This is a genomic window from Variovorax sp. 05N34 (genome assembly GCF_056397405.1).
The window spans coordinates 290,144-307,567 of sequence record NZ_JBFTNI010000007.1; the positions used below are offsets into that span (position 1 = coordinate 290,144).

The 17,424-nt window shown below is 61.1% G+C and carries 22 protein-coding genes, 1 tRNA gene and 1 pseudogene; 18 read left to right on the forward strand and 6 right to left on the reverse strand.

Annotated features, from left to right (window positions below; translation table 11 throughout):
• Window positions 1–14 precede the first annotated feature (14 nt).
• The 8 genes from hisF (at window position 15) to tatC (ending at window position 3,981) form a co-directional block, all read left to right on the forward strand.
• Complete coding sequence (gene hisF, locus AC1DMA_RS20380; RefSeq protein WP_478125482.1) at window positions 15–794, forward strand: imidazole glycerol phosphate synthase subunit HisF; 780 nt, start codon at window positions 15–17, stop codon at window positions 792–794.
• A gap of 17 nt (window positions 795–811) precedes the next feature.
• Window positions 812–1,213 carry a phosphoribosyl-AMP cyclohydrolase gene (gene hisI, locus AC1DMA_RS20385; RefSeq protein WP_478125483.1) on the forward strand — a complete coding sequence of 134 codons (402 nt, stop codon included), beginning with the start codon at window positions 812–814 and terminating at the stop codon, window positions 1,211–1,213.
• The gene (locus AC1DMA_RS20390) at window positions 1,210–1,593 is read left to right on the forward strand and encodes a phosphoribosyl-ATP diphosphatase (RefSeq protein ID WP_478125484.1); all 384 of its coding nucleotides are present in this window, start codon (window positions 1,210–1,212) and stop codon (window positions 1,591–1,593) included. The genes hisI and AC1DMA_RS20390 overlap by 4 nt, the downstream gene beginning before the upstream one ends.
• Before the next feature lie 17 nt (window positions 1,594–1,610).
• Window positions 1,611–2,000: a DUF4870 family protein gene (locus AC1DMA_RS20395; protein ID WP_478125485.1), complete on the forward strand. Its 390-nt coding sequence runs from the start codon at window positions 1,611–1,613 to the stop codon at window positions 1,998–2,000.
• Complete coding sequence (locus AC1DMA_RS20400) at window positions 1,990–2,349, forward strand: histidine triad nucleotide-binding protein (protein WP_478145336.1); 360 nt, start codon at window positions 1,990–1,992, stop codon at window positions 2,347–2,349. Before AC1DMA_RS20395 ends, AC1DMA_RS20400 begins: the two co-directional genes overlap by 11 nt.
• A 65-nt stretch (window positions 2,350–2,414) precedes the next feature.
• Entirely contained in the window at window positions 2,415–2,651 is a 237-nt protein-coding gene (gene tatA / locus AC1DMA_RS20405) for a Sec-independent protein translocase subunit TatA (RefSeq protein ID WP_478125487.1), read from the forward strand.
• Window positions 2,652–2,664: 13 nt separating this feature from the next.
• On the forward strand, window positions 2,665–3,123 hold the full coding sequence (gene tatB / locus AC1DMA_RS20410; protein WP_478125488.1) for a Sec-independent protein translocase protein TatB: 459 nt from the start codon (window positions 2,665–2,667) through the stop codon (window positions 3,121–3,123).
• A gap of 60 nt (window positions 3,124–3,183) precedes the next feature.
• Window positions 3,184–3,981 carry a twin-arginine translocase subunit TatC gene (gene tatC, locus AC1DMA_RS20415; RefSeq protein WP_478125489.1) on the forward strand — a complete coding sequence of 266 codons (798 nt, stop codon included), beginning with the start codon at window positions 3,184–3,186 and terminating at the stop codon, window positions 3,979–3,981.
• Between the two features lie 19 nt (window positions 3,982–4,000).
• On the opposite strand, the gene AC1DMA_RS20420 is transcribed toward tatC, so the two are convergent.
• Window positions 4,001–5,164 carry a Do family serine endopeptidase gene (locus tag AC1DMA_RS20420; RefSeq protein ID WP_478145337.1) on the reverse strand — a complete coding sequence of 388 codons (1,164 nt, stop codon included), beginning with the start codon at window positions 5,162–5,164 and terminating at the stop codon, window positions 4,001–4,003.
• A gap of 143 nt (window positions 5,165–5,307) precedes the next feature.
• Here AC1DMA_RS20420 and AC1DMA_RS20425 point away from each other — a divergent pair, with 143 nt between their 5' ends.
• Together AC1DMA_RS20425 and pdxA are read left to right on the forward strand one after the other, a co-directional pair.
• Window positions 5,308–6,084: a Nif3-like dinuclear metal center hexameric protein gene (locus AC1DMA_RS20425; RefSeq protein WP_478145338.1), complete on the forward strand. Its 777-nt coding sequence runs from the start codon at window positions 5,308–5,310 to the stop codon at window positions 6,082–6,084.
• Window positions 6,081–7,148 (forward strand): 4-hydroxythreonine-4-phosphate dehydrogenase PdxA, encoded by a 1,068-nt coding sequence (gene pdxA / locus AC1DMA_RS20430; protein WP_478145339.1) that lies wholly within the window; start codon window positions 6,081–6,083, stop codon window positions 7,146–7,148. The genes AC1DMA_RS20425 and pdxA overlap by 4 nt, the downstream gene beginning before the upstream one ends.
• Here the strand turns inward: pdxA and mscL are convergent.
• Window positions 7,135–7,566, reverse strand: a complete 432-nt coding sequence (gene mscL / locus AC1DMA_RS20435; RefSeq protein WP_478125493.1) for a large conductance mechanosensitive channel protein MscL — start codon at window positions 7,564–7,566, stop codon at window positions 7,135–7,137. The genes pdxA and mscL overlap by 14 nt on opposite strands.
• Before the next feature lie 176 nt (window positions 7,567–7,742).
• Here mscL and petA point away from each other — a divergent pair, with 176 nt between their 5' ends.
• From petA to AC1DMA_RS20465, 6 genes are all read left to right on the forward strand, one after another.
• On the forward strand, window positions 7,743–8,357 hold the full coding sequence (gene petA / locus AC1DMA_RS20440) for a ubiquinol-cytochrome c reductase iron-sulfur subunit (protein WP_478125494.1): 615 nt from the start codon (window positions 7,743–7,745) through the stop codon (window positions 8,355–8,357).
• A gap of 10 nt (window positions 8,358–8,367) precedes the next feature.
• Window positions 8,368–9,768 (forward strand): cytochrome b, encoded by a 1,401-nt coding sequence (locus tag AC1DMA_RS20445; RefSeq protein ID WP_478125495.1) that lies wholly within the window; start codon window positions 8,368–8,370, stop codon window positions 9,766–9,768.
• Between the two features lie 16 nt (window positions 9,769–9,784).
• A complete protein-coding gene (locus AC1DMA_RS20450) occupies window positions 9,785–10,540 on the forward strand; it encodes a cytochrome c1 (RefSeq protein ID WP_478145340.1) in 756 nt (251 codons plus the stop codon).
• A 97-nt stretch (window positions 10,541–10,637) separates the two neighbouring features.
• Complete coding sequence (locus tag AC1DMA_RS20455; RefSeq protein WP_088955903.1) at window positions 10,638–11,249, forward strand: glutathione S-transferase N-terminal domain-containing protein; 612 nt, start codon at window positions 10,638–10,640, stop codon at window positions 11,247–11,249.
• Between the two features lie 19 nt (window positions 11,250–11,268).
• Window positions 11,269–11,841, forward strand: a complete 573-nt coding sequence (locus AC1DMA_RS20460; RefSeq protein WP_478125497.1) for a ClpXP protease specificity-enhancing factor — start codon at window positions 11,269–11,271, stop codon at window positions 11,839–11,841.
• A 39-nt stretch (window positions 11,842–11,880) separates the two neighbouring features.
• A tRNA-Thr gene (locus tag AC1DMA_RS20465) sits at window positions 11,881–11,956 on the forward strand.
• A gap of 208 nt (window positions 11,957–12,164) precedes the next feature.
• Here the strand turns inward: AC1DMA_RS20465 and AC1DMA_RS20470 are convergent.
• From AC1DMA_RS20470 to AC1DMA_RS20485, 4 genes and pseudogenes are all read right to left on the reverse strand, one after another.
• On the reverse strand, window positions 12,165–12,458 hold the full coding sequence (locus tag AC1DMA_RS20470) for a nitronate monooxygenase (RefSeq protein WP_478145402.1): 294 nt from the start codon (window positions 12,456–12,458) through the stop codon (window positions 12,165–12,167).
• Between the two features lie 37 nt (window positions 12,459–12,495).
• Window positions 12,496–12,756: pseudogene (locus AC1DMA_RS20475) on the reverse strand (tripartite tricarboxylate transporter substrate-binding protein); the annotation flags it as partial.
• Entirely contained in the window at window positions 12,731–13,363 is a 633-nt protein-coding gene (locus tag AC1DMA_RS20480) for a DsbA family protein (protein ID WP_478125498.1), read from the reverse strand. The pseudogene AC1DMA_RS20475 and the gene AC1DMA_RS20480, both read right to left, overlap by 26 nt.
• Window positions 13,364–13,394: 31 nt before the next feature.
• Entirely contained in the window at window positions 13,395–14,123 is a 729-nt protein-coding gene (locus AC1DMA_RS20485) for an SDR family oxidoreductase (protein WP_478125499.1), read from the reverse strand.
• Window positions 14,124–14,584: 461 nt separating this feature from the next.
• Between AC1DMA_RS20485 and AC1DMA_RS20490 the strand changes: the two genes are divergently transcribed.
• A complete protein-coding gene (locus AC1DMA_RS20490) occupies window positions 14,585–15,034 on the forward strand; it encodes a winged helix-turn-helix transcriptional regulator (RefSeq protein WP_478125500.1) in 450 nt (149 codons plus the stop codon).
• Between the two features lie 99 nt (window positions 15,035–15,133).
• Window positions 15,134–17,422 carry a TonB-dependent receptor gene (locus tag AC1DMA_RS20495; RefSeq protein ID WP_478145341.1) on the forward strand — a complete coding sequence of 763 codons (2,289 nt, stop codon included), beginning with the start codon at window positions 15,134–15,136 and terminating at the stop codon, window positions 17,420–17,422.
• Window positions 17,423–17,424: the final 2 nt, after the last annotated feature.

Consider the following 17,424-nt stretch of genomic DNA (forward strand, 5'->3'; position numbering starts at 1 on the left):
TGACCCTCGAATCCATGCTTGCCAAACGCATCATTCCCTGCCTTGACGTGACCGGCGGCCGCGTCGTCAAGGGCGTCAACTTCGTCGAATTGCGCGACGCCGGCGACCCGGTCGAAATCGCCGCGCGCTACAACGCACAGGGCGCGGACGAGCTCACGTTCCTCGACATCACCGCCACGAGCGACGAGCGGGACCTCATCCTCCCCATCATCGAAGCCGTGGCTTCGCAGGTGTTCATTCCCCTGACAGTCGGCGGCGGCGTGCGCACCGTGGCGGATGTGCGCCGTTTGCTCAATGCCGGCGCGGACAAGACCAGCTTCAACTCGGCAGCCATCGCGAATCCGCAGGTCATCGAAGACGCGTCCCAGAAATACGGCGCCCAGTGCATCGTGGTGGCAATCGACGCCAAGCGCCGCACGGTGGAGGACGCTGCAACCCGTGGACCGGGTTGGGACGTCTACAGCCACGGCGGCCGCAAGAACACCGGTCTCGACGCAGTCCTATGGGCGGTCGAGATGGCGCGGCGCGGCGCCGGAGAGATTCTCCTGACCAGCATGGACCGTGACGGCACCAAGAGCGGCTTCGACCTCGAACTCACGCGCGCCGTCAGTGACGCCGTGAGCGTGCCCGTGATCGCTTCGGGCGGGGTCGGCAGCCTCGAACACCTAGCTGACGGCATACAGACGGGCGGCGCCGATGCAGTCCTTGCCGCAAGCATCTTTCACTACGGCGAATTCACCGTGGGCCAAGCGAAGGCGCAGATGGCGGCGCGGGGCATTCCCGTGCGGTTTTGATGACCGACAATTCAGCCATGAATTGGCTCGACGAAGTGAAGTGGGATGCAAACGGACTGGTGCCCGTGATCGCACAGGAGCAGGGCAGCAAGGACGTCCTGATGTTCGCCTGGATGAACCGCGAAGCACTGGCAAAGACCGCCGAAATCGGTCGCGCCGTGTATTTCAGCCGATCCCGCGGCAAGCTCTGGTTCAAGGGCGAGGAATCGGGCCACGTGCAGACCGTCCATGAGATTCGTATCGATTGCGACAATGACGTCGTGTTACTGAAGGTCACTCAGCTCGGACACGAGCCGGGGATTGCATGCCACACGGGCCGCCACAGCTGTTTTTTCAGCAAATACGAAAACGGCCGTTGGACAGTTGCCGAACCGGTCTTGAAAGACCCTGCCGCGATCTACACATCGTCCCCAAGATGAGCGACACACAATCCAACTCCGCGGACGCACTGGCGCGGCTGGCTGCCGTGATCGAGAGCCGGCTGCCTGCGCGCGGCGGCGATCCCGACAAGAGCTACGTCGCGCGCCTTCTTCATCGGGGGCCGGACGCTTTCCTGAAGAAAATCGGCGAAGAGGCGACCGAAGTTGTCATGGCGGCCAAGGATGCTGACCATGGCGGCGATCGCTCCAAACTGGTGAACGAAGTGGCCGATCTCTGGTTCCATAGCATGGTGGCGCTCGCGCATTACGGCTTTTCGCCAAGCGACGTGGTCGCAGAGCTCGAGCGCCGTGAAGGTACCAGCGGCATCGAGGAAAAAGCCCTGCGCAAGGCGCAGGATCGCGAAGCTTCCAACGACTGAGGAAACGAGAGGACACCATGCCCAACGACATCGTGACTGTCGAACCCAACGACTCCCTCAAGACCTGGGGCTGGGTCAGTTACATCCTGCACCTCGTGGTGGCAATCGGCGCGGTCCTGCCTGGTGCACAGGCTTCCGTCGGCCTGCTGCTGATCGCCCTGATCATCGACCTCGTCAAGCGCGACGAGGCGGCAGGCACTTGGCAGGCATCGCATTTCAGCTGGCGCATTCGAACGGTCGTGTTGGCCGGCGTGCTGTATGTGCTCACGGCATGGCTGTGGCTGCTTCTCTTCGTGCCGGGCTGGATCGCCTGGGCCCTGATTTCCCTTTGGTTCCTCTATCGCATCGTCAAGGGGATGGTGCGAATGAACGCGGGCCGATCCATGGAGCCATCGAATGTCCTCTGACCCGAACTGCGTCTTTTGCAAGATCATCGAGGGCAAGATTCCCTCGCGCAAGGTCTACGAGGATGAAGAACTCTTCGCCTTCCACGACATTGCGCCGTGGGCGCCAGTGCATTTCATGATCGTGCCGAAGCGGCATGTCCCTTCGATGGCACAGGTCAGCCCTGAAGACGCGCCTTTGCTCGGGAAGATCATGGTCCTGGCTCCCAAGCTGGCCGTCGAGCAGGGCTGCAGGCCCTATCCTGACGGCGGTTTTCGCATCGTCGTCAATACCGGGGCTGAGGGCGGGCAGGAGGTCCACCATCTCCACATACACGTCATGGGCGGCCCCCGGCCATGGCTCAGAGGGTGATTCCCGCCCCATCAGGCGGCATTTGCGCGCCGTCTAAAATCTCTCACATTCTTCAGGAGTAATCCATGGGTTCACTTTCCATCTGGCACTGGCTGATCGTGCTGCTCGTCGTTGTGATGATCTTCGGCACCAAGAAGCTCCGCAACATGGGCTCGGACCTCGGCGGTGCGGTCAAGGGATTCAAGGACGGCATGCGCGACGGCTCGGCACCTGAAACGCCAGCCAACCCGAACGCTCAGGTGACCAACACCGGCGCTGCCGACAAGTCGACGATCGACGTCGAAGCGCGTCAGAAGTCCTGAGCCACAAACGTCCGTGATCGATCTCGGCATCTCGAAACTCGCGCTGATCGGCGCAGTCGCACTCATCGTCATCGGACCTGAAAAGCTGCCGCGCGTTGCCCGCACTGTGGGCACGCTGCTCGGCAAGGCGCAGCGCTACGTCAACGACGTCAAGGCCGAGGTCAATCGATCGATGGACCTGGACGAGTTGCGCAAGATGAAAGATACGGTGCAGGATGCCGCTCGCGATGTCCAGCACAGCATCCAATCGGGCGCGAGCGAATTCGAAAAGCAGATTTCTGATATCGGCCACACGCCCGCCGATCAAGAGCCGGTGCTCGCCGCTTATCCGCAATACAAGCACCCACGCAAGAATTGGCGCTTGAAGCAGGGCGCCACGCCGCAGTGGTACAAGGCGCGCAACGGGGTGCGCACCAAGGCGCTCTCGGGCGCAGCGCGTGTAGCCCGTTACCGTCCTCACAAGATCAACTAGTTTCGGCGCGATCCGGGTGCATCGAGCGCGCCCTGAATTCCCGTCCGCAGCGCCCCCCACATGGCCGACTCCACCGACAAGAACAAAGAAGACGAACTGGCTGGCACCGAGCAGCCTTTCGTCCAACACCTGATGGAGCTGCGGGATCGCCTGCTCTATTGCGTCTATGGCCTCGTGGTTGCCGGCATCCTGCTTGCCATTTGGCCGGGCCCCAGCGGTTTGATCGACCTGATCGCCGTGCCGATCCGCAACCACATGCCACACGACGCGAAGTTGATCGCGGTGGGTGTTTTCTCGCCGTTTTTCGTGCCGCTCAAGGTGCTGGCAATGACCGCGGTGCTCCTGGCGCTGCCTTGGCTCATGTACCAGGTCTGGATGTTCGTGGCGCCGGGGCTCTACAGCCACGAAAAGAAGTTTGCGCTGCCGCTGATCATCTTCGGCAGCCTGCTCGCATACGCCGGCATCGCGTTCGTCCAGTTCTTCGTTCTGGACAAGATGTTCGGCTTCATCCAGCGATTCACGCCGCCGTCTGTCGCCGCCACTCCGGATATTTCGTCGTACGTAGAGGCGATCCTGTCGCTCTACATCGCTTTTGGCGTGGCTTTCCAGGTGCCGATCGTGGTCATGTTGCTGGTGCGCTTCGAGATGGTTACCGTCGAAAAGCTGCGCTCATTCCGCGGTTATTTCATCGTCGTCGCCTTCGTGGTCGCGGCGGTGCTGACGCCGCCGGATGTCGTTTCTCAGCTTGCGCTCGCGATCCCGATGTGCCTGCTGTACGAAGTCGGCATCATCGGTGCGCGCTACTTCTCGAAGTACACCAAGGCGCCGGAAGAAAGCGCCGACTCCGCTCAGCCCTGAGCGGCAGCGGTCGCCTCTGTCACTCGGTCTCCGAGGGCACGCGTCGGACCGGCGATTTGGGCCTCGCGCCTGCGGTCACTTCCAGTTCGAGCTTGTCGCCGCCCCGCTGCATGGCAAATCGGGTCGAATTGCCTGGCTTGAGACCGGCCACGGCGGTCAGCAGCTCCTGGACATTTCGGATGTCCTTGTTGCCGACGCCCGTAATGACGTCGCCAGGGCGAACGCCCGCCTTCGCCGCCGGCCCGTTTTGCAGCACGCCAGTGATGATCACGCCCGTCTTGGCCTTGACGCCGAAGGTCTCGGCCAGCTCGGGAGACAGTTCGTTCGGCTCCACGCCGATCCATCCGCGCGTGACCTTGCCGGTCTTGACGATGTCCTCCAGCACCTGTTTGGCCGTCGAGACCGGAATGGCAAACCCGATCCCCATGCTGCCGCCCGAACGCGAATAGATGGCGGTGTTGATGCCTTCGAGATTGCCGTTGACGTCGATCAGCGCGCCGCCCGAATTGCCCGGATTGATTGCTGCATCGGTCTGGATGAAGTTTTCGAAGGTGTTGATGCCGAGCTGGTTGCGCCCGAGCGCCGAAACGATGCCACTCGTGACGGTCTGACCGACCCCGAACGGATTGCCGATGGCGAGCACCTGGTCTCCCACTTGCAACGCATCGGAGTCGCCGAGGACCACCACCGGCAGCTTGTCCAGATCGATCTTAAGGACGGCCAGATCCGTATCCGGATCGGTCCCGATCACCTTGCCGTGCGCGTGGCGGCCATCGTTGAGCGTGACTTCGATTTCGTCGGCGCCCTCGACCACGTGATTGTTGGTGAGGATGTAGCCGTCCGCGCTGACGATCACGCCGCTGCCCAGTCCAACCTGCGGCTGGTTGGCGCCCGGGTCGCCGAAAAAGAAGCGAAACCAAGGGTCGTTGTTGCGGGGATTCAGCTGTGCCGCCTTGCTGGTGTTGATGCTGACAACCGCGGGCGACGCCTTCTTGGCCGCGCCGCTCAGGCTACCGGGCGCCGTCGCCTGTGGATTTACGGGGGGCGCCTCCGTCACGGCAATCGTGCCTCGCAGCCCGTTTGCTTGCCTGTCGAGCCACTCGGGCTTGAGTGTTCCAACGACAAAATAGGCCGCGAGAAGAACGGTAACGGCTTGGGCAAACAGCAGCCAGATGCGTTTCATGAAAAGAACTGATCCGAGGAAGTAAATGCGCCTCTGTGGGTGGGCGCAGTGCTTTTCATTGTCCCTCAACGCGCGACAGGTTTCCGGGTCTGCAGCCGCGCCCCTGGCATGCAGCCGGCGTCTGCCGGGTCCACAATGGCGCGATGAGCACGACCCGCCATGAACTACTTCTCGCCTTCGACGTGCTGCTTGCTCCCGAGCGATTCAAGGACTACGGACCGAACGGCCTCCAGGTCGAAGGCCGCACGACCGTCCGGAAGATCGTTTCCGGCGTGACTGCGAGCCGCGCGCTGATCGAAGCCGCCATTCACGCCGAAGCCGATGCCATCTTTGTCCATCACGGGCTTTTCTGGCGCGGCCAGGACGGGCGCGTGACTGGCTGGATGCGTCAGCGCCTCGGCCTGCTGCTCGGCGATGACGTCAACCTTTTCGCATATCACTTGCCCCTTGATGCACATCCGGAGTTGGGCAACAACGCTCAATTGGGCGCAAAGCTCGGACTGACCGCCCACGCCGGCTCAACGGGGCGGTTCGGGGATCAGGAACTCGGATTTTTCGGTGGACGAGCGGACGGCGAAGTCTTTGCCAACGCCGCCGCGCTGGCGGCGCATGCCGAGAAAGCGCTCCAAAAGAAAGTCACATTGGTGGGTCCCGCGCAGCAGCGTCCCATCAGGAGTGTGGCTTGGTGCTCGGGCGGGGCCCAGGGCTACTTCGAGGCGGCGATCGCGGCGGGCGCGGACGCCTTCATCACCGGCGAAATCTCCGAACCCCAGGCCCACTATGCGCGTGAAATGAACGTGGCGTTCCTAGCGTGCGGGCATCACGCAACGGAACGCTACGGCGCTCCTGCGGTCGCCGGCCATGTGGCCGCCCAACTGGGTCTCGCGCACGAATTCATCGACATTGACAATCCGGCGTGAGCAATCTTCAGTTTCCCATCGCGATCACACTGGGCGATCCCGCCGGCATCGGGCCGGAGATCATCGTCAAGGCCTTCGGCGGTGACGCGCATGATCTGCGGGGATGCTTCGTCGCCGGTGACGTCGGCATCATTCGGCGCGCTGCGCAATCCTTGGCGGTTCCGGGTTCGCTGCCGCTGCCCGTTGCAGAAATCGAATCACCCGACGCTGCGGCCGATGTCCCGCCTGCCTGCGTACCGGTCCTGCAGGTGGTCGATAAAGTCAGCACGCCAATCGACGTCGGGCGAATCAGCGCGGTCGCCGGGCGCATCGCGGGTGAGTGCGTCGTTTGGGCCGCTCGAGCAGCCCTGAAAGGCGACATTGCGGCGATCGTGACTGCGCCTTTGCACAAGGAAGCGCTGTCTGCGGCGGGCTTTCAGTTCCCGGGACACACCGAGTTGCTTCAGTTCGAGACTGCAATCCATCTGGGCCGTCCAGTGGCTGAAGTCCCGGTCCGCATGATGCTTGCCAACGACGAACTGCGAACCGTGCTGGTCAGCATTCACATGTCGCTGCGCAATGCGATCGAGGCGGTGACGCTCGACGGTGTTCTCGACACGATGAGGATCACGCATCGCGCGTTGAGCGCAGTGCTGGGCCGGTCTCCGAAGATTGGCGTGGCGGGGCTCAATCCACACGCTGGCGAAGGAGGTCTTTTCGGGAACGAGGAGCGCGACGTCATTGCGCCGGCGATTGCGGCTGCGAGGAAAGAGGGCATCGATGCCGATGGACCCCATGCGCCGGACACCGTTTTCATGCGGGCCCGCAAGAAGTCTGCAGGGGGAGGGGAGTTCGACGTGGTAATTGCGATGTATCACGACCAAGGCCTGATTCCGGTCAAGTACCTCGGCGTCGAGAAGGGCGTCAACGTCACACTCGGCTTGCCGCTGGTACGGACCAGCCCTGATCACGGCACTGCGTTCGACATTGCCGGCACGGGGCGTGCCGATCCGTCGAGCCTCGTCGAGGCGGTGCGCATGGCACGCACGCTCTCGCGAGACGCTGCGGCGCTCAGGGCCGCTTGAGGTTGTCGCGGATTTCGCGGAGCAACAGGACGTCTTCCGGCGTGGCGGCTGGCGGCGGCGGCGCAGCGTCGATCGCGTTCTTCACCTTGTTGATCTGCTTGACCATCAGGAAAATGATGAAGGCGAGGATCACGAAATTGAGCGCAACGGTAATGAAGTTGCCGTACGCCAGCACAGGAACGTTGGCCTTCTTGAGTTCGATGAGGTTGTCGGCGACGTTCGGCGGTTTTTGCGCCAGCAGGATGTACAGGTTCGAGAAGTCGAGTCTGCCGAAGACAAGGCCAACCAGCGGCATGATGATGTCGCTCACCAGCGAGTCGACGATCTTGGCGAAAGCGGCGCCGATGATCACACCGACTGCGAGGTCGATCACGTTTCCCTTGACGGCAAACTCTCGAAACTCCTTGAAGAAACTCATGCCGGGTACCTCATGTGCGGATTGAGACGCCGGCCAGTATAGGGCTGCGACTCAAGGGTTTTATCAAGGGGGAACTCGTCGCTCTCGCGCGACTCGGCGCGTTGAAATCGGCATTTACGCTCCGCTACAATCGCCGGTTGACCCCAAGACCCTAGCGAAGAACATTGAGGATCCCCATGAGTGACAGCACCGCCGGCCGCCCCCGGATCGACACTAGCAAGCGGACGTGGTTGATCGCATCAGGTTGTGCAGGAGCGGTGGGCGGAGTGGCAGTTGCCATTCCGTTCGTCAGCACCTTCGAGCCTTCAGAAAAAGCCAAGGCTGCCGGTGCGCCGGTCGAAGTCGACATCAGCGGCCTTCAGGTGGGCGAAAAAATGACCGTCGAATGGCGGGGCAAGCCTGTTTGGATTCTCAAGCGCACACCCGAACAAATCGCTGAGTTGCCCAAGCTCGATCCGCTACTTGCCGATCCCCAATCAAAGCGCAATCCCGACGAGTTCACTCCTCCCTATGCGCGCAACGAGCACCGCTCGATCAAGCCCGAAATCCTCGTTGTCGTCGGCATCTGCACCCACTTGGGTTGTTCGCCAACGGACAGATTCCAGCCCGGCCCGCAACCTTCGCTGCCGGACGACTGGCACGGCGGCTTCCTCTGCCCCTGTCATGGTTCAACTTTCGATCTGGCGGCTCGCGTGTTCAAGAACAAGCCCGCGCCGGACAATCTCCCGGTGCCTCCGCACATGTATCTCTCCGACACCCGCCTCCTGATCGGCGACGACAAGAAGGCTTGAGGAGAACGACATGGCTGAACTCAAGGAAATCTCCCCCAACGCACCCGCCGGCGAAAAGTTGCTGAACTGGGTCGACAACCGCTTCCCGCTGACCAAGCTCTGGAACGATCAGTGGGGCAAGTACTACGCGCCCAAGAACTTCAACTTCTGGTACATCTTCGGCTCTCTCGCGATGCTGGTCCTCGTGATCCAGATCGTGACGGGCATCTTCCTCGTGATGCACTACAAGCCGGACGCGCAACTCGCGTTCGCGTCGGTCGAGTACATCATGCGAGATGTGCCTTGGGGCTGGCTGATCCGCTACATGCACTCGACGGGAGCTTCGGCGTTCTTCATCGTCGTCTACCTGCACATGTTCCGCGGGCTCATCTACGGAAGCTACCGCAAGCCGCGAGAACTGATTTGGATCTTCGGCTGCGCCATCTTTCTTTGCCTGATGGCCGAGGCGTTCATGGGCTATCTGCTGCCTTGGGGTCAGATGAGCTACTGGGGCGCACAGGTGATCGTCAACCTGTTCTCCGCGATTCCATTCGTCGGCCCTGATCTCGCGATCCTGATTCGCGGTGACTACGTGGTGAGCGACGCTACCCTGAATCGCTTCTTCAGCTTCCACGTCATTGCGGTGCCGTTGGTGCTGCTCGGCCTTGTCGTCGCTCACTTGATCGCGCTTCACGAAGTGGGGTCGAACAATCCCGATGGCATCGAGATCAAGGCCAATCGCGGTCCTGACGGCAATCCGCTGGATGGCATCCCGTCGCACCCCTACTACACGGTGCATGACATCTTCGGCGTCGTTGTGTTCCTGACGATCTTCTCGGCCGTGATCTTCTTCGCGCCAGAAGCGGGTGGGTATTTCCTCGAATACAACAACTTCATCCCGGCCGATTCGCTGAAGACGCCGAATCACATCGCACCAGTCTGGTATTTCACGCCTTTCTATTCAATGCTCCGCGCGATCACCAGCGAGATGATGTACGCGCTCATTGCCTGCGTGGTCGCCGGTGCAGCGTTTGGCGTCTTGAAGACACGCATCCCGTCGATCTTCAAGGGGCTCATCGTGATCGTGGCGCTCGGCGTGGCCGCGATGATGCTGTCGATCGATGCGAAGTTCTGGGGCGTTCTCGTGATGGGCGGCGCCGTCATCATCCTGTTCTTCCTGCCTTGGCTGGACCACAGCCCTGTGAAGTCGATTCGCTACCGCCCGAGCTGGCACAAGTTCCTGTACGGGATTTTTGTCATCAACTTCGTGGTGCTTGCGTACCTGGGTGTTCAACCGCCGTCGCCTACCGGCGAGCGGGTGTCGCAAGTGGGTACCTTGTTCTATTTCGGCTTCTTTCTGCTAATGCCGTGGTGGAGCCGCCTGGGTGAATTCAAGCCGGTCCCTGAGCGCGTGACCTTTGCAGCGCACTGACCGGGAGAAGACAAGAATGAAGAAACTGATCCTCACGTTGATCGCAGCGCTTGGTTTCGTAGCAGGCGCGCACGCCGCGGAAGAAGGCATGCCTTGGGACAAGGCGCCAAATCGGACGAACGACCTCGCAGCTTTGCAGAACGGCGCCAAGCTTTTCGTCAACTACTGTCTGAACTGCCACTCGGCTGCGTTCATGCGCTACAACCGGCTGCAGGACCTCGGCATCACTGAGCAGCAGATCAAGGACAACCTGCTCTTCACGACCGACAAGGTCGGTGAGACCATGAAGGCCAACATCGATCCACGCCAAGCCAAGGAGTGGTTCGGTGCCGTTCCGCCCGACCTGACGCTCGTCGCGCGCTCGCGCGCAGGCCATGGTGGCACCGGTGCAGACTATCTCTACACCTACCTGCGGACTTTCTACCGAGACGACACGAAGGCGACCGGTTGGAATAATCTTGCATTTCCGAGCGTGGCCATGCCACACGTCTTGTGGGAATTGCAGGGCGAACGCCGCCCGATTTTCGACAAGGTCGAATCGCACGGTCACGAAACCGAGGTGTTCAAGGGTTGGGAGCAACTTACCCCGGGAACCATGACGCCGTTGCAATACGATCAGGCTGTGGGTGACCTCGTCAGCTACCTCCAGTGGATGGCCGAACCGGCGCAGAACACGCGCATCAGGGTTGGTGTCTGGGTGCTGTTGTTCCTCGTCATGGCTGTGGTCTTTGTTTGGCGGTTGAATGCCGCGTACTGGAAAGACGTCAAGTAGTACGACGACGATGCCGATCAGTCGCCTTGCGCGTCTGGTCCCGCAGAGTGGGTTGCGAACGCGACCCACTCTTTTTGATTTTTAGGAGCCTTTCGCCATGATGGTCTTGTATTCGGGAACGACCTGCCCTTTTTCACACCGCTGCCGCTTCGTGCTGTTCGAGAAAGGCATGGATTTCGAGATTCGCGACGTCGATCTCTACAACAAGCCTGAAGATATCAGCGTCATGAACCCCTATGGGCAGGTTCCGATCCTTGTGGAGCGCGACCTGATCCTGTACGAGTCGAACATCATCAACGAGTACATCGACGAGCGCTTTCCGCATCCGCAATTGATGCCTGGCGATCCGGTCGACAGGGCTCGCGTCCGACTGTTCCTGCTCAATTTCGAGAAGGAGTTGTTCGTGCATGTGTCGACGCTCGAAAATCGCAGTTCGAAGGGTAACGAGAAGGCGCTCGAGAAGGCCCGCTCGCACATTCGCGACCGGCTGACGCAGCTTGCGCCTGTGTTCCTCAAGAACAAGTACATGCTGGGTGACAATTTCTCGATGCTCGACGTGGCGATCGCGCCACTGCTGTGGCGCCTTGACTACTATGGCATCGACCTGAGCAAGAACGCTGCGCCGCTTTTGAAGTACGCTGAACGAATCTTCTCTCGTCCCGCCTACATCGAAGCACTGACCCCGTCCGAAAAGGTCATGCGCAAGTGAAGCGCTGACGCCGCCGGTCATGATCAACGCACTCGAATCGTCATCCACTCGCCCGTACCTGATACGAGCGCTGTATGAATGGTGCACGGACAACGGCTTCACGCCGTACGTCGCGGTTCAGGTCGACGATACCGTCCAGGTGCCCCGTGAGTACGTCAAGAACGGCGAGATCGTGCTGAACATCAGTTTCGATGCCACGAGCTCGCTCAATCTTGGCAACGAGTTCATCGAATTCAAGGCTCGCTTTGCGGGCACGGCGCGCGAAATCAGTGTGCCGGTGGGTCGCGTGATCGCGATCTACGCGCGCGAAAACGGGCAAGGAATGGCCTTTCCTGCGCCTGCGCCAGGACCTGCGCAGATCGAAACGGGCTCGGTTCCGGGGAACTCCACGCCGCCGTCCGCCCCGACACGGACGCCGTTGCGGGACGCTTCGCGGGGCACTGAAGGCGATGCAAGCAAGATCGTCCATCTTGTGACCGGCGAAGGTGCTGAAGAAGCTGTCGAGACCACGGATGCACCCGTGGACCCGGCGGACCCGCCCCGGCCGCCCAATGGTGGAGGCTCGCGGCCTTCACTCAAGCGAATCAAGTGAAATTCGAGCAGGCGCGGCGCCGCTAGAATCCGTCAATACGCCGCTTTAGCTCAGTTGGTAGAGCAACCGCCTTGTAAGCGGTAGGTCGTCAGTTCGATTCCGACAAGCGGCACCACTTCCCTTTCAGGGCGCCATCTGGCGGCGACTGCGGTGCCAGAATGGATGCAGATCCGATGCTCTTCAATTTGGATCCATGCTGCGCGCCGCGACAGAAGGTTCCGCGGAAGGGCGCTTACACAGCGAACATGTCCCCCTGACTTTGCCTGACGATCGACTCTGCGTCGGCCATGATCTCCTTGATCAGGACACCGGCAGAAGGCAGGTCATGGATCAGTACAGCGACCACGCCGCACGACCAGGCACCGGCGTCCATGCGCCCCATCGCATGACCTTCGGGTAGACGCCGCCCACTTGCGCGGCCATGTCGCCCAAGCTGATCGCAGTCCCGAGTTCGCGCTCTTCAACATGCGGTTGACTGCGACCGGCTTGACCGTCGTCGGTCGGCATCGCTCGATTTCCCCAGCGAAGTCCGCCGGTGTGCTTTGCGTGAGGGAGGTCAACGTGCCGAGTCCGCCAGCATTCGAAACGGCTGCAGCGAACCTTGGCGGCTGCGATATTGTCGGCCCACATCCTGATCGGAGAGGCGGCCGGCACTACGATGCCAAACGAATATCCTGTCAGGCCAACGAAGTAGGACGGGTCCGTGGCTGCATCCCACTTCAGGTCGGTCGTGTAGGGCAGGCGATAGATGCCCAGGGAAGCAATGCCCAAGGTGTAGCCGCCGTTGCCGGCGCTCCGAAGCACTTTGCTTGGCAAAGTCCCACCAGCGCTTGGCCGGCTCTCGACGATCACGGGTTGCTTCAGCAGCTTCGAAACGCCCCAAACATGTTCAGGACCTCTGCTGTTGCCTGTCACGAACGGCCATGACTTCTTCCTCGACCTCCCGCAGGCGGTCCTTGCCGAAGAACATCTCTGTTCCAACGAAGAAGGTAGGCGAGCCGAACGCTCCGCGCGCATGCGCTTCTTGCGTACTGGCCATCAGTTGCGCTTTCACCTCCGGAGCTTGGCTCAGCGCCACGAGCGCGTCGGCGTCCAACTCGGCCGCACGCAGCTGCGCCCGCATCACTTCCAGTTCGTCCATCTTCTTCTCCTGCTCCCACATGCTCGAGAAGACCACCTCGACATAGCGATCGAAGCAGCCTAGCTTCTGTGCCGCGACCGCCGCCCGCATGATTTGCAGCGTATTAATGGGAAAAAATGGATTGCGTCGGAAGGCGGTGAGCCCATGCTTTCGCACGAAACGCTGGAGCTCCAGGAGCTCGTAATTGCGCTTGTTCGGGATTTCGGCATTCGTCTCGCCGGGCGAGCGATTGTTGGTGAGCTTGAACAAGCCGCCCAACAGGATCGGCACGTATTCAAAACGCGCTGCGCTGCGCGCCTCGATCTCCGGAATGAGCTTGTGACTGAGGTAGGCGTTGGGGCTACCGAAGTCGAAAAGAATTTGCACGGGAACAGGATTCATAAGACGTGCTTGCTGGAATTGCCGGCGGCTCTCACCAGGATTCCATCCACGGCCGGATCTCGGTCTCGTGAGTCCAGGCGTCCCGCGGTTGCATATGCAGCTGCCAGTACAGATCTGCGATGTGATTTGGATCGACGATGCCGCCCTGGTCTTTGAGCTGATAGCGCTCCGGGAAGTTGGTGCGGATGAACTCGGTATCGATGGCGCCGTCCACGACCGGATGCGCCACATGGATGCCCTTGGGCCACAGCTCGCGCGCCATGCTCTGCGCAAGTGCGCGCAGCGCGTGCTTGGCACCCGCAAACGCCGCGAAGCCATCCCGGCCGCGCAAGCTCGCGGTGGCCCCCGTGAAGATGATCGTTCCACGGCCGCGCGGAAGCATGGCCTTGGCGGCTTCCCTGCCCATCAGAAATCCGGCAAAGCAGGCCATTTCCCAGACCTTGTAGTACACGCGGGCGGTGGTCTCCGTAATGGGAAAGCGCACATTGGCCCCAATATTGAAGATAGCCACTTCGATGGGCGCGATCTCGTTTTCGATCTTCTGCACCAGAGCAACCATCTCCTCTTCTTTGCGGGCGTCGCTTCCGAAGCCGTGCGCCTCACCGCCGGCAGCGCGGATCTGGTCCACGAGGGGTTTCAGCTTCTGAGCGTCGCGCCGAGTCACGCAGGCGATGTAGCCCTCGCGCGCGAACCGCTGCGCGATCGCTCCGCCAGTGGCATCGCCGGCACCGATCACGAGAACCGCTTTCTTTTCTGACATTGAATTTCCTTGGCTGGGTTTGAAGGAATTCACCGTGCGCGACTATTGCGAACACGTGAACGACCGGCGTTGCGCGGAGAGCTCGGACACCTGCTTGGACAGTTCGTGCTTGAGGATCTTTCCGGCGGAAGACTTCCTCGTTGCCCGGGGCTTGGCGGCCGACCACCGCGCAGGCGGCGACCGCCGGATGGCGTGCGATCAAAGCTTCGACTTCCGGTGGATACACATTGAAGCCGGATCGGATGATCAACTCCTTGGTGTGCGGCCTCGATCAGTGCGGGCGCGACCGGCTTTTGCCGCGCCCAAGGGCGGAGCACGTGAGACATGCGTGCGGGCAGCGAGGCGAGCTGTTCGGCGAGTGCACTGGGTGTTCTCATCATCGCGACGTCCCTTGCGTTTATTTTTAGAACTGACCGCACCATAAGTTTGAAAAATGAACTCGTCAAGCGTAGAGTTGCGCCATGAAATGGACAGATCTGCAACAAGAGCATTGCTCGGTCGCACGGACCGTGTCAGTGATCGGAGACCGGTGGACGATGCTTGTGCTGCGCGACGCGTTTCTCGGTGTGCGCCGATTCGAGGACTTTCAGGAGCGACTGGGCATCTCGCGCCCCATGCTCGCTGATCGTCTGACCAAACTGGTCGATGCGGGGGTCTTCAAGAAGGTGGCCTATCAGGACTCTCCTGTGCGCTATGAGTACCGGTTGACGCCCAAGGGCATGGACCTCCATCCGGTATTGATGGCAGTGGTGCATTGGGGCGATGTCCACATGTCAGGAGAGGCCGGAAGGCCGCTGCTCCATCGTCACTCCGGATGCGGACACCTGTTCGATCCCGTGACGGTCTGCTCCGAATGCAATGAGGCTTTGCGAGCCAGGGATGTCGCAGTCGAGCGAGGACCTGGCGCGTAGATAGAAAAAGATAGAAAGATTGATTCGTATTTAGAATCGCCGACTGCAAGGCAGTCCCGTTGACGATTTGGGCCCTGCAAGCTTTCCTTCAGGAGTTCCATGAGTCGCTCGGAGTGCCCTCGTACGTTGCGTACGCCCATCGCATTGACCGTGATTGCCATGGCCTCCCTTCCGGCCACCGGGCAACAGTCGCCACCTGCGACATCCGAACAGCCGGCCGGCGCGCCATCATCTCCGGCGAGCACTTCGGTTCCGGCGACATTGCGCGAAGTGCAGGTTCAGGACACTGCCGACAACGGAAGCTTCGGCCCCAATCCGCTGTCGATCAGCCGGTTGCCTGCGGATCCGCACGATGTGCCGCAGTCGGTCACCATCATCAATCAGCCGCTGATGCAATCGCAGGGTGCCACCTCGCTGGAGAGTGCTCTGCGCAACGTCCCGGGCCTGACCATTGGTGCTGCTGAAGGTGGGCAAATCGGCACCAACATCAATCTCAACGGCTTTTCGGCTCGAACGGACATTTTCTTGGACGGTGCACGCGACCGTGGCCAGTACTACYGCGATACGTTTGCGCTGGACAGCATCGAGGTGCTGATGGGACCTTCGTCCATGTTGTTCGGTCGCGGTTCGACGGGTGGCGTGATCAACCAGGTCAGCAAGAAGCCGTCTCTGACACCCGCGGGGAACGCGGAGCTTTCAGTCACGAGCAACGGTCTTGTGCGGACGACTGTCGATGTGAATCGGCCGCTGTCGGAGACGTCGGCATTTCGCATCTCCGCAATGGGGCAGGAAGGTGATGCGTCGAATCGCGACCAAACGAGAATTCAGGACGTCGGCGTTGCCCCGTCGTTGAAGTTCGGCATCAACACGCCCACTCAGATCACCTTGTCTGCGTTACTTCAGCACAACCGCGACATGGCCGACTACGGGATTCCCCCGCTGAACGGCGCGCCGGCGCAGGTCGATCGGAACAATGCTTATGGATTCAACGACGATCGCACCGTTTCGGATATCGGCGCATTCAATGCAACGATCCTCCACAAGCTGACATCGACCAGTTCGATTCGCAACCAGACGCAGTACAACCAAGTCACGACCAACGCGACGGAGACCGCGCCGCAGGGCATCGGAACCGTGAGCGTCAGGGGCTATACGCCGTTTTCGACGGGGACCACAGCTTTCCCCGCCGCGGCAACCAGCACCTTGCCCCTCGGTCAGATGTGGGTTCGTCAACAGAGTCATGACCGGGACATCCGCGACACTTCGCTGTTCAACCTGACCGAATACAACACGAAATTCGAGACGGGCACGCTCAAGCACGCACTGCTGGTGGGGCTGGAACTCGGGCACGATACGTACAGGAACCAAGGCTACTACCGCAACGGCACCTGCGCCGGCATTCCGATGAATCCGGTGGGCGGAACAAGCGGCTATGTGTCTTGCACACCGCTTCTGAATCCCATCCCGTCCGATTCGCCTCTCAATGCGCCGGGGCTTCCTGGCAATCTTGCGACGGCAGCTGCCGACACGGTTGCGGGGTATGTCAACGACACGGTCGACCTCAGTCCTCAGTTCAAGCTCGTTGGCGGCGTGCGCCAGGACAACTATCGGGCCAGCATCAACAACACGGTGACGAGCGCGACAACCCTCGCCTACGAAAGGCAGACGGTCAACTACACCAGCGTCCGCGCCGGAGGCATCTGGCAACCGACTACCGAGCAGTCCTATTACGTCTCCTACAGCACCTCGTTCAATCCTTCGCTCGAGCAACTGGTGGCGACGACCGGGGCCACCCAGCCCTTGCCTCCACAGGAAAACAAGGCATACGAACTGGGCGGCAAGTGGGATGCCAATGGCGGCGCGCTGTCGATGACCGCTGCGGCCTTCAGCATCACGCAAGACAACGCGAGAGCGCAGAACTCCGACGGCACCTACTCCGCGACCGGCACCGTGCGTGTCAATGGCGCCCGCGCCGGCATTGCAGGGCGGATCACCGACGCCTTTCAGGTGTTCGGCGCCTATACCTTTCTCGACGGCACGATCGTCGACGGCATCGCCCCCGCGACCCAAGGCAACGTGCCGGCAAATACGCCCCGCAACGCCGCCAGCATTTGGGCCGTCTATACCGTCACCCCTCAGTGGGAATTTGGCGGCGGCGCCACTTACGTCGGGAGCCGTTATGCCTCCAACACCAACCTCGTCGCGGTAGGGAGCTACACGCGAATCGACGCAATGTTGGCCTATCACCAGCCTCACTACGATGTACGGCTCAACCTGTTCAATCTTTTTGACAAGCACTATTACGACGCCTTGATCCCGTCCGACGGCGGCCGGGCCGTCCCCGGCATGGCGCGCACCGCCATGCTGTCCGTGAACTACCGGTTCTGACG

What these genes read in the sequence shown, in the direction of transcription:
- hisF (WP_478125482.1), top strand. Translation starts at nt 15, where the DNA reads ATGCTTGCCAAACGCATCATTCCCTGCCTTGACGTGACCGGCGGCCGC.
- hisI (WP_478125483.1), top strand. Translation starts at nt 812, where the DNA reads ATGAATTGGCTCGACGAAGTGAAGTGGGATGCAAACGGACTGGTGCCC.
- AC1DMA_RS20390 (WP_478125484.1), top strand. Translation starts at nt 1,210, where the DNA reads ATGAGCGACACACAATCCAACTCCGCGGACGCACTGGCGCGGCTGGCT.
- AC1DMA_RS20395 (WP_478125485.1), top strand. Translation starts at nt 1,611, where the DNA reads ATGCCCAACGACATCGTGACTGTCGAACCCAACGACTCCCTCAAGACC.
- AC1DMA_RS20400 (WP_478145336.1), top strand. Translation starts at nt 1,990, where the DNA reads ATGTCCTCTGACCCGAACTGCGTCTTTTGCAAGATCATCGAGGGCAAG.
- tatA (WP_478125487.1), top strand. Translation starts at nt 2,415, where the DNA reads ATGGGTTCACTTTCCATCTGGCACTGGCTGATCGTGCTGCTCGTCGTT.
- tatC (WP_478125489.1), top strand. Translation starts at nt 3,184, where the DNA reads ATGGCCGACTCCACCGACAAGAACAAAGAAGACGAACTGGCTGGCACC.
- AC1DMA_RS20420 (WP_478145337.1), bottom strand. Translation starts at nt 5,164, where the DNA reads ATGAAACGCATCTGGCTGCTGTTTGCCCAAGCCGTTACCGTTCTTCTC.
- AC1DMA_RS20425 (WP_478145338.1), top strand. Translation starts at nt 5,308, where the DNA reads ATGAGCACGACCCGCCATGAACTACTTCTCGCCTTCGACGTGCTGCTT.
- mscL (WP_478125493.1), bottom strand. Translation starts at nt 7,566, where the DNA reads ATGAGTTTCTTCAAGGAGTTTCGAGAGTTTGCCGTCAAGGGAAACGTG.
- petA (WP_478125494.1), top strand. Translation starts at nt 7,743, where the DNA reads ATGAGTGACAGCACCGCCGGCCGCCCCCGGATCGACACTAGCAAGCGG.
- AC1DMA_RS20445 (WP_478125495.1), top strand. Translation starts at nt 8,368, where the DNA reads ATGGCTGAACTCAAGGAAATCTCCCCCAACGCACCCGCCGGCGAAAAG.
- AC1DMA_RS20450 (WP_478145340.1), top strand. Translation starts at nt 9,785, where the DNA reads ATGAAGAAACTGATCCTCACGTTGATCGCAGCGCTTGGTTTCGTAGCA.
- AC1DMA_RS20455 (WP_088955903.1), top strand. Translation starts at nt 10,638, where the DNA reads ATGATGGTCTTGTATTCGGGAACGACCTGCCCTTTTTCACACCGCTGC.
- AC1DMA_RS20460 (WP_478125497.1), top strand. Translation starts at nt 11,269, where the DNA reads ATGATCAACGCACTCGAATCGTCATCCACTCGCCCGTACCTGATACGA.
- AC1DMA_RS20480 (WP_478125498.1), bottom strand. Translation starts at nt 13,363, where the DNA reads ATGAATCCTGTTCCCGTGCAAATTCTTTTCGACTTCGGTAGCCCCAAC.
- AC1DMA_RS20485 (WP_478125499.1), bottom strand. Translation starts at nt 14,123, where the DNA reads ATGTCAGAAAAGAAAGCGGTTCTCGTGATCGGTGCCGGCGATGCCACT.
- AC1DMA_RS20490 (WP_478125500.1), top strand. Translation starts at nt 14,585, where the DNA reads ATGAAATGGACAGATCTGCAACAAGAGCATTGCTCGGTCGCACGGACC.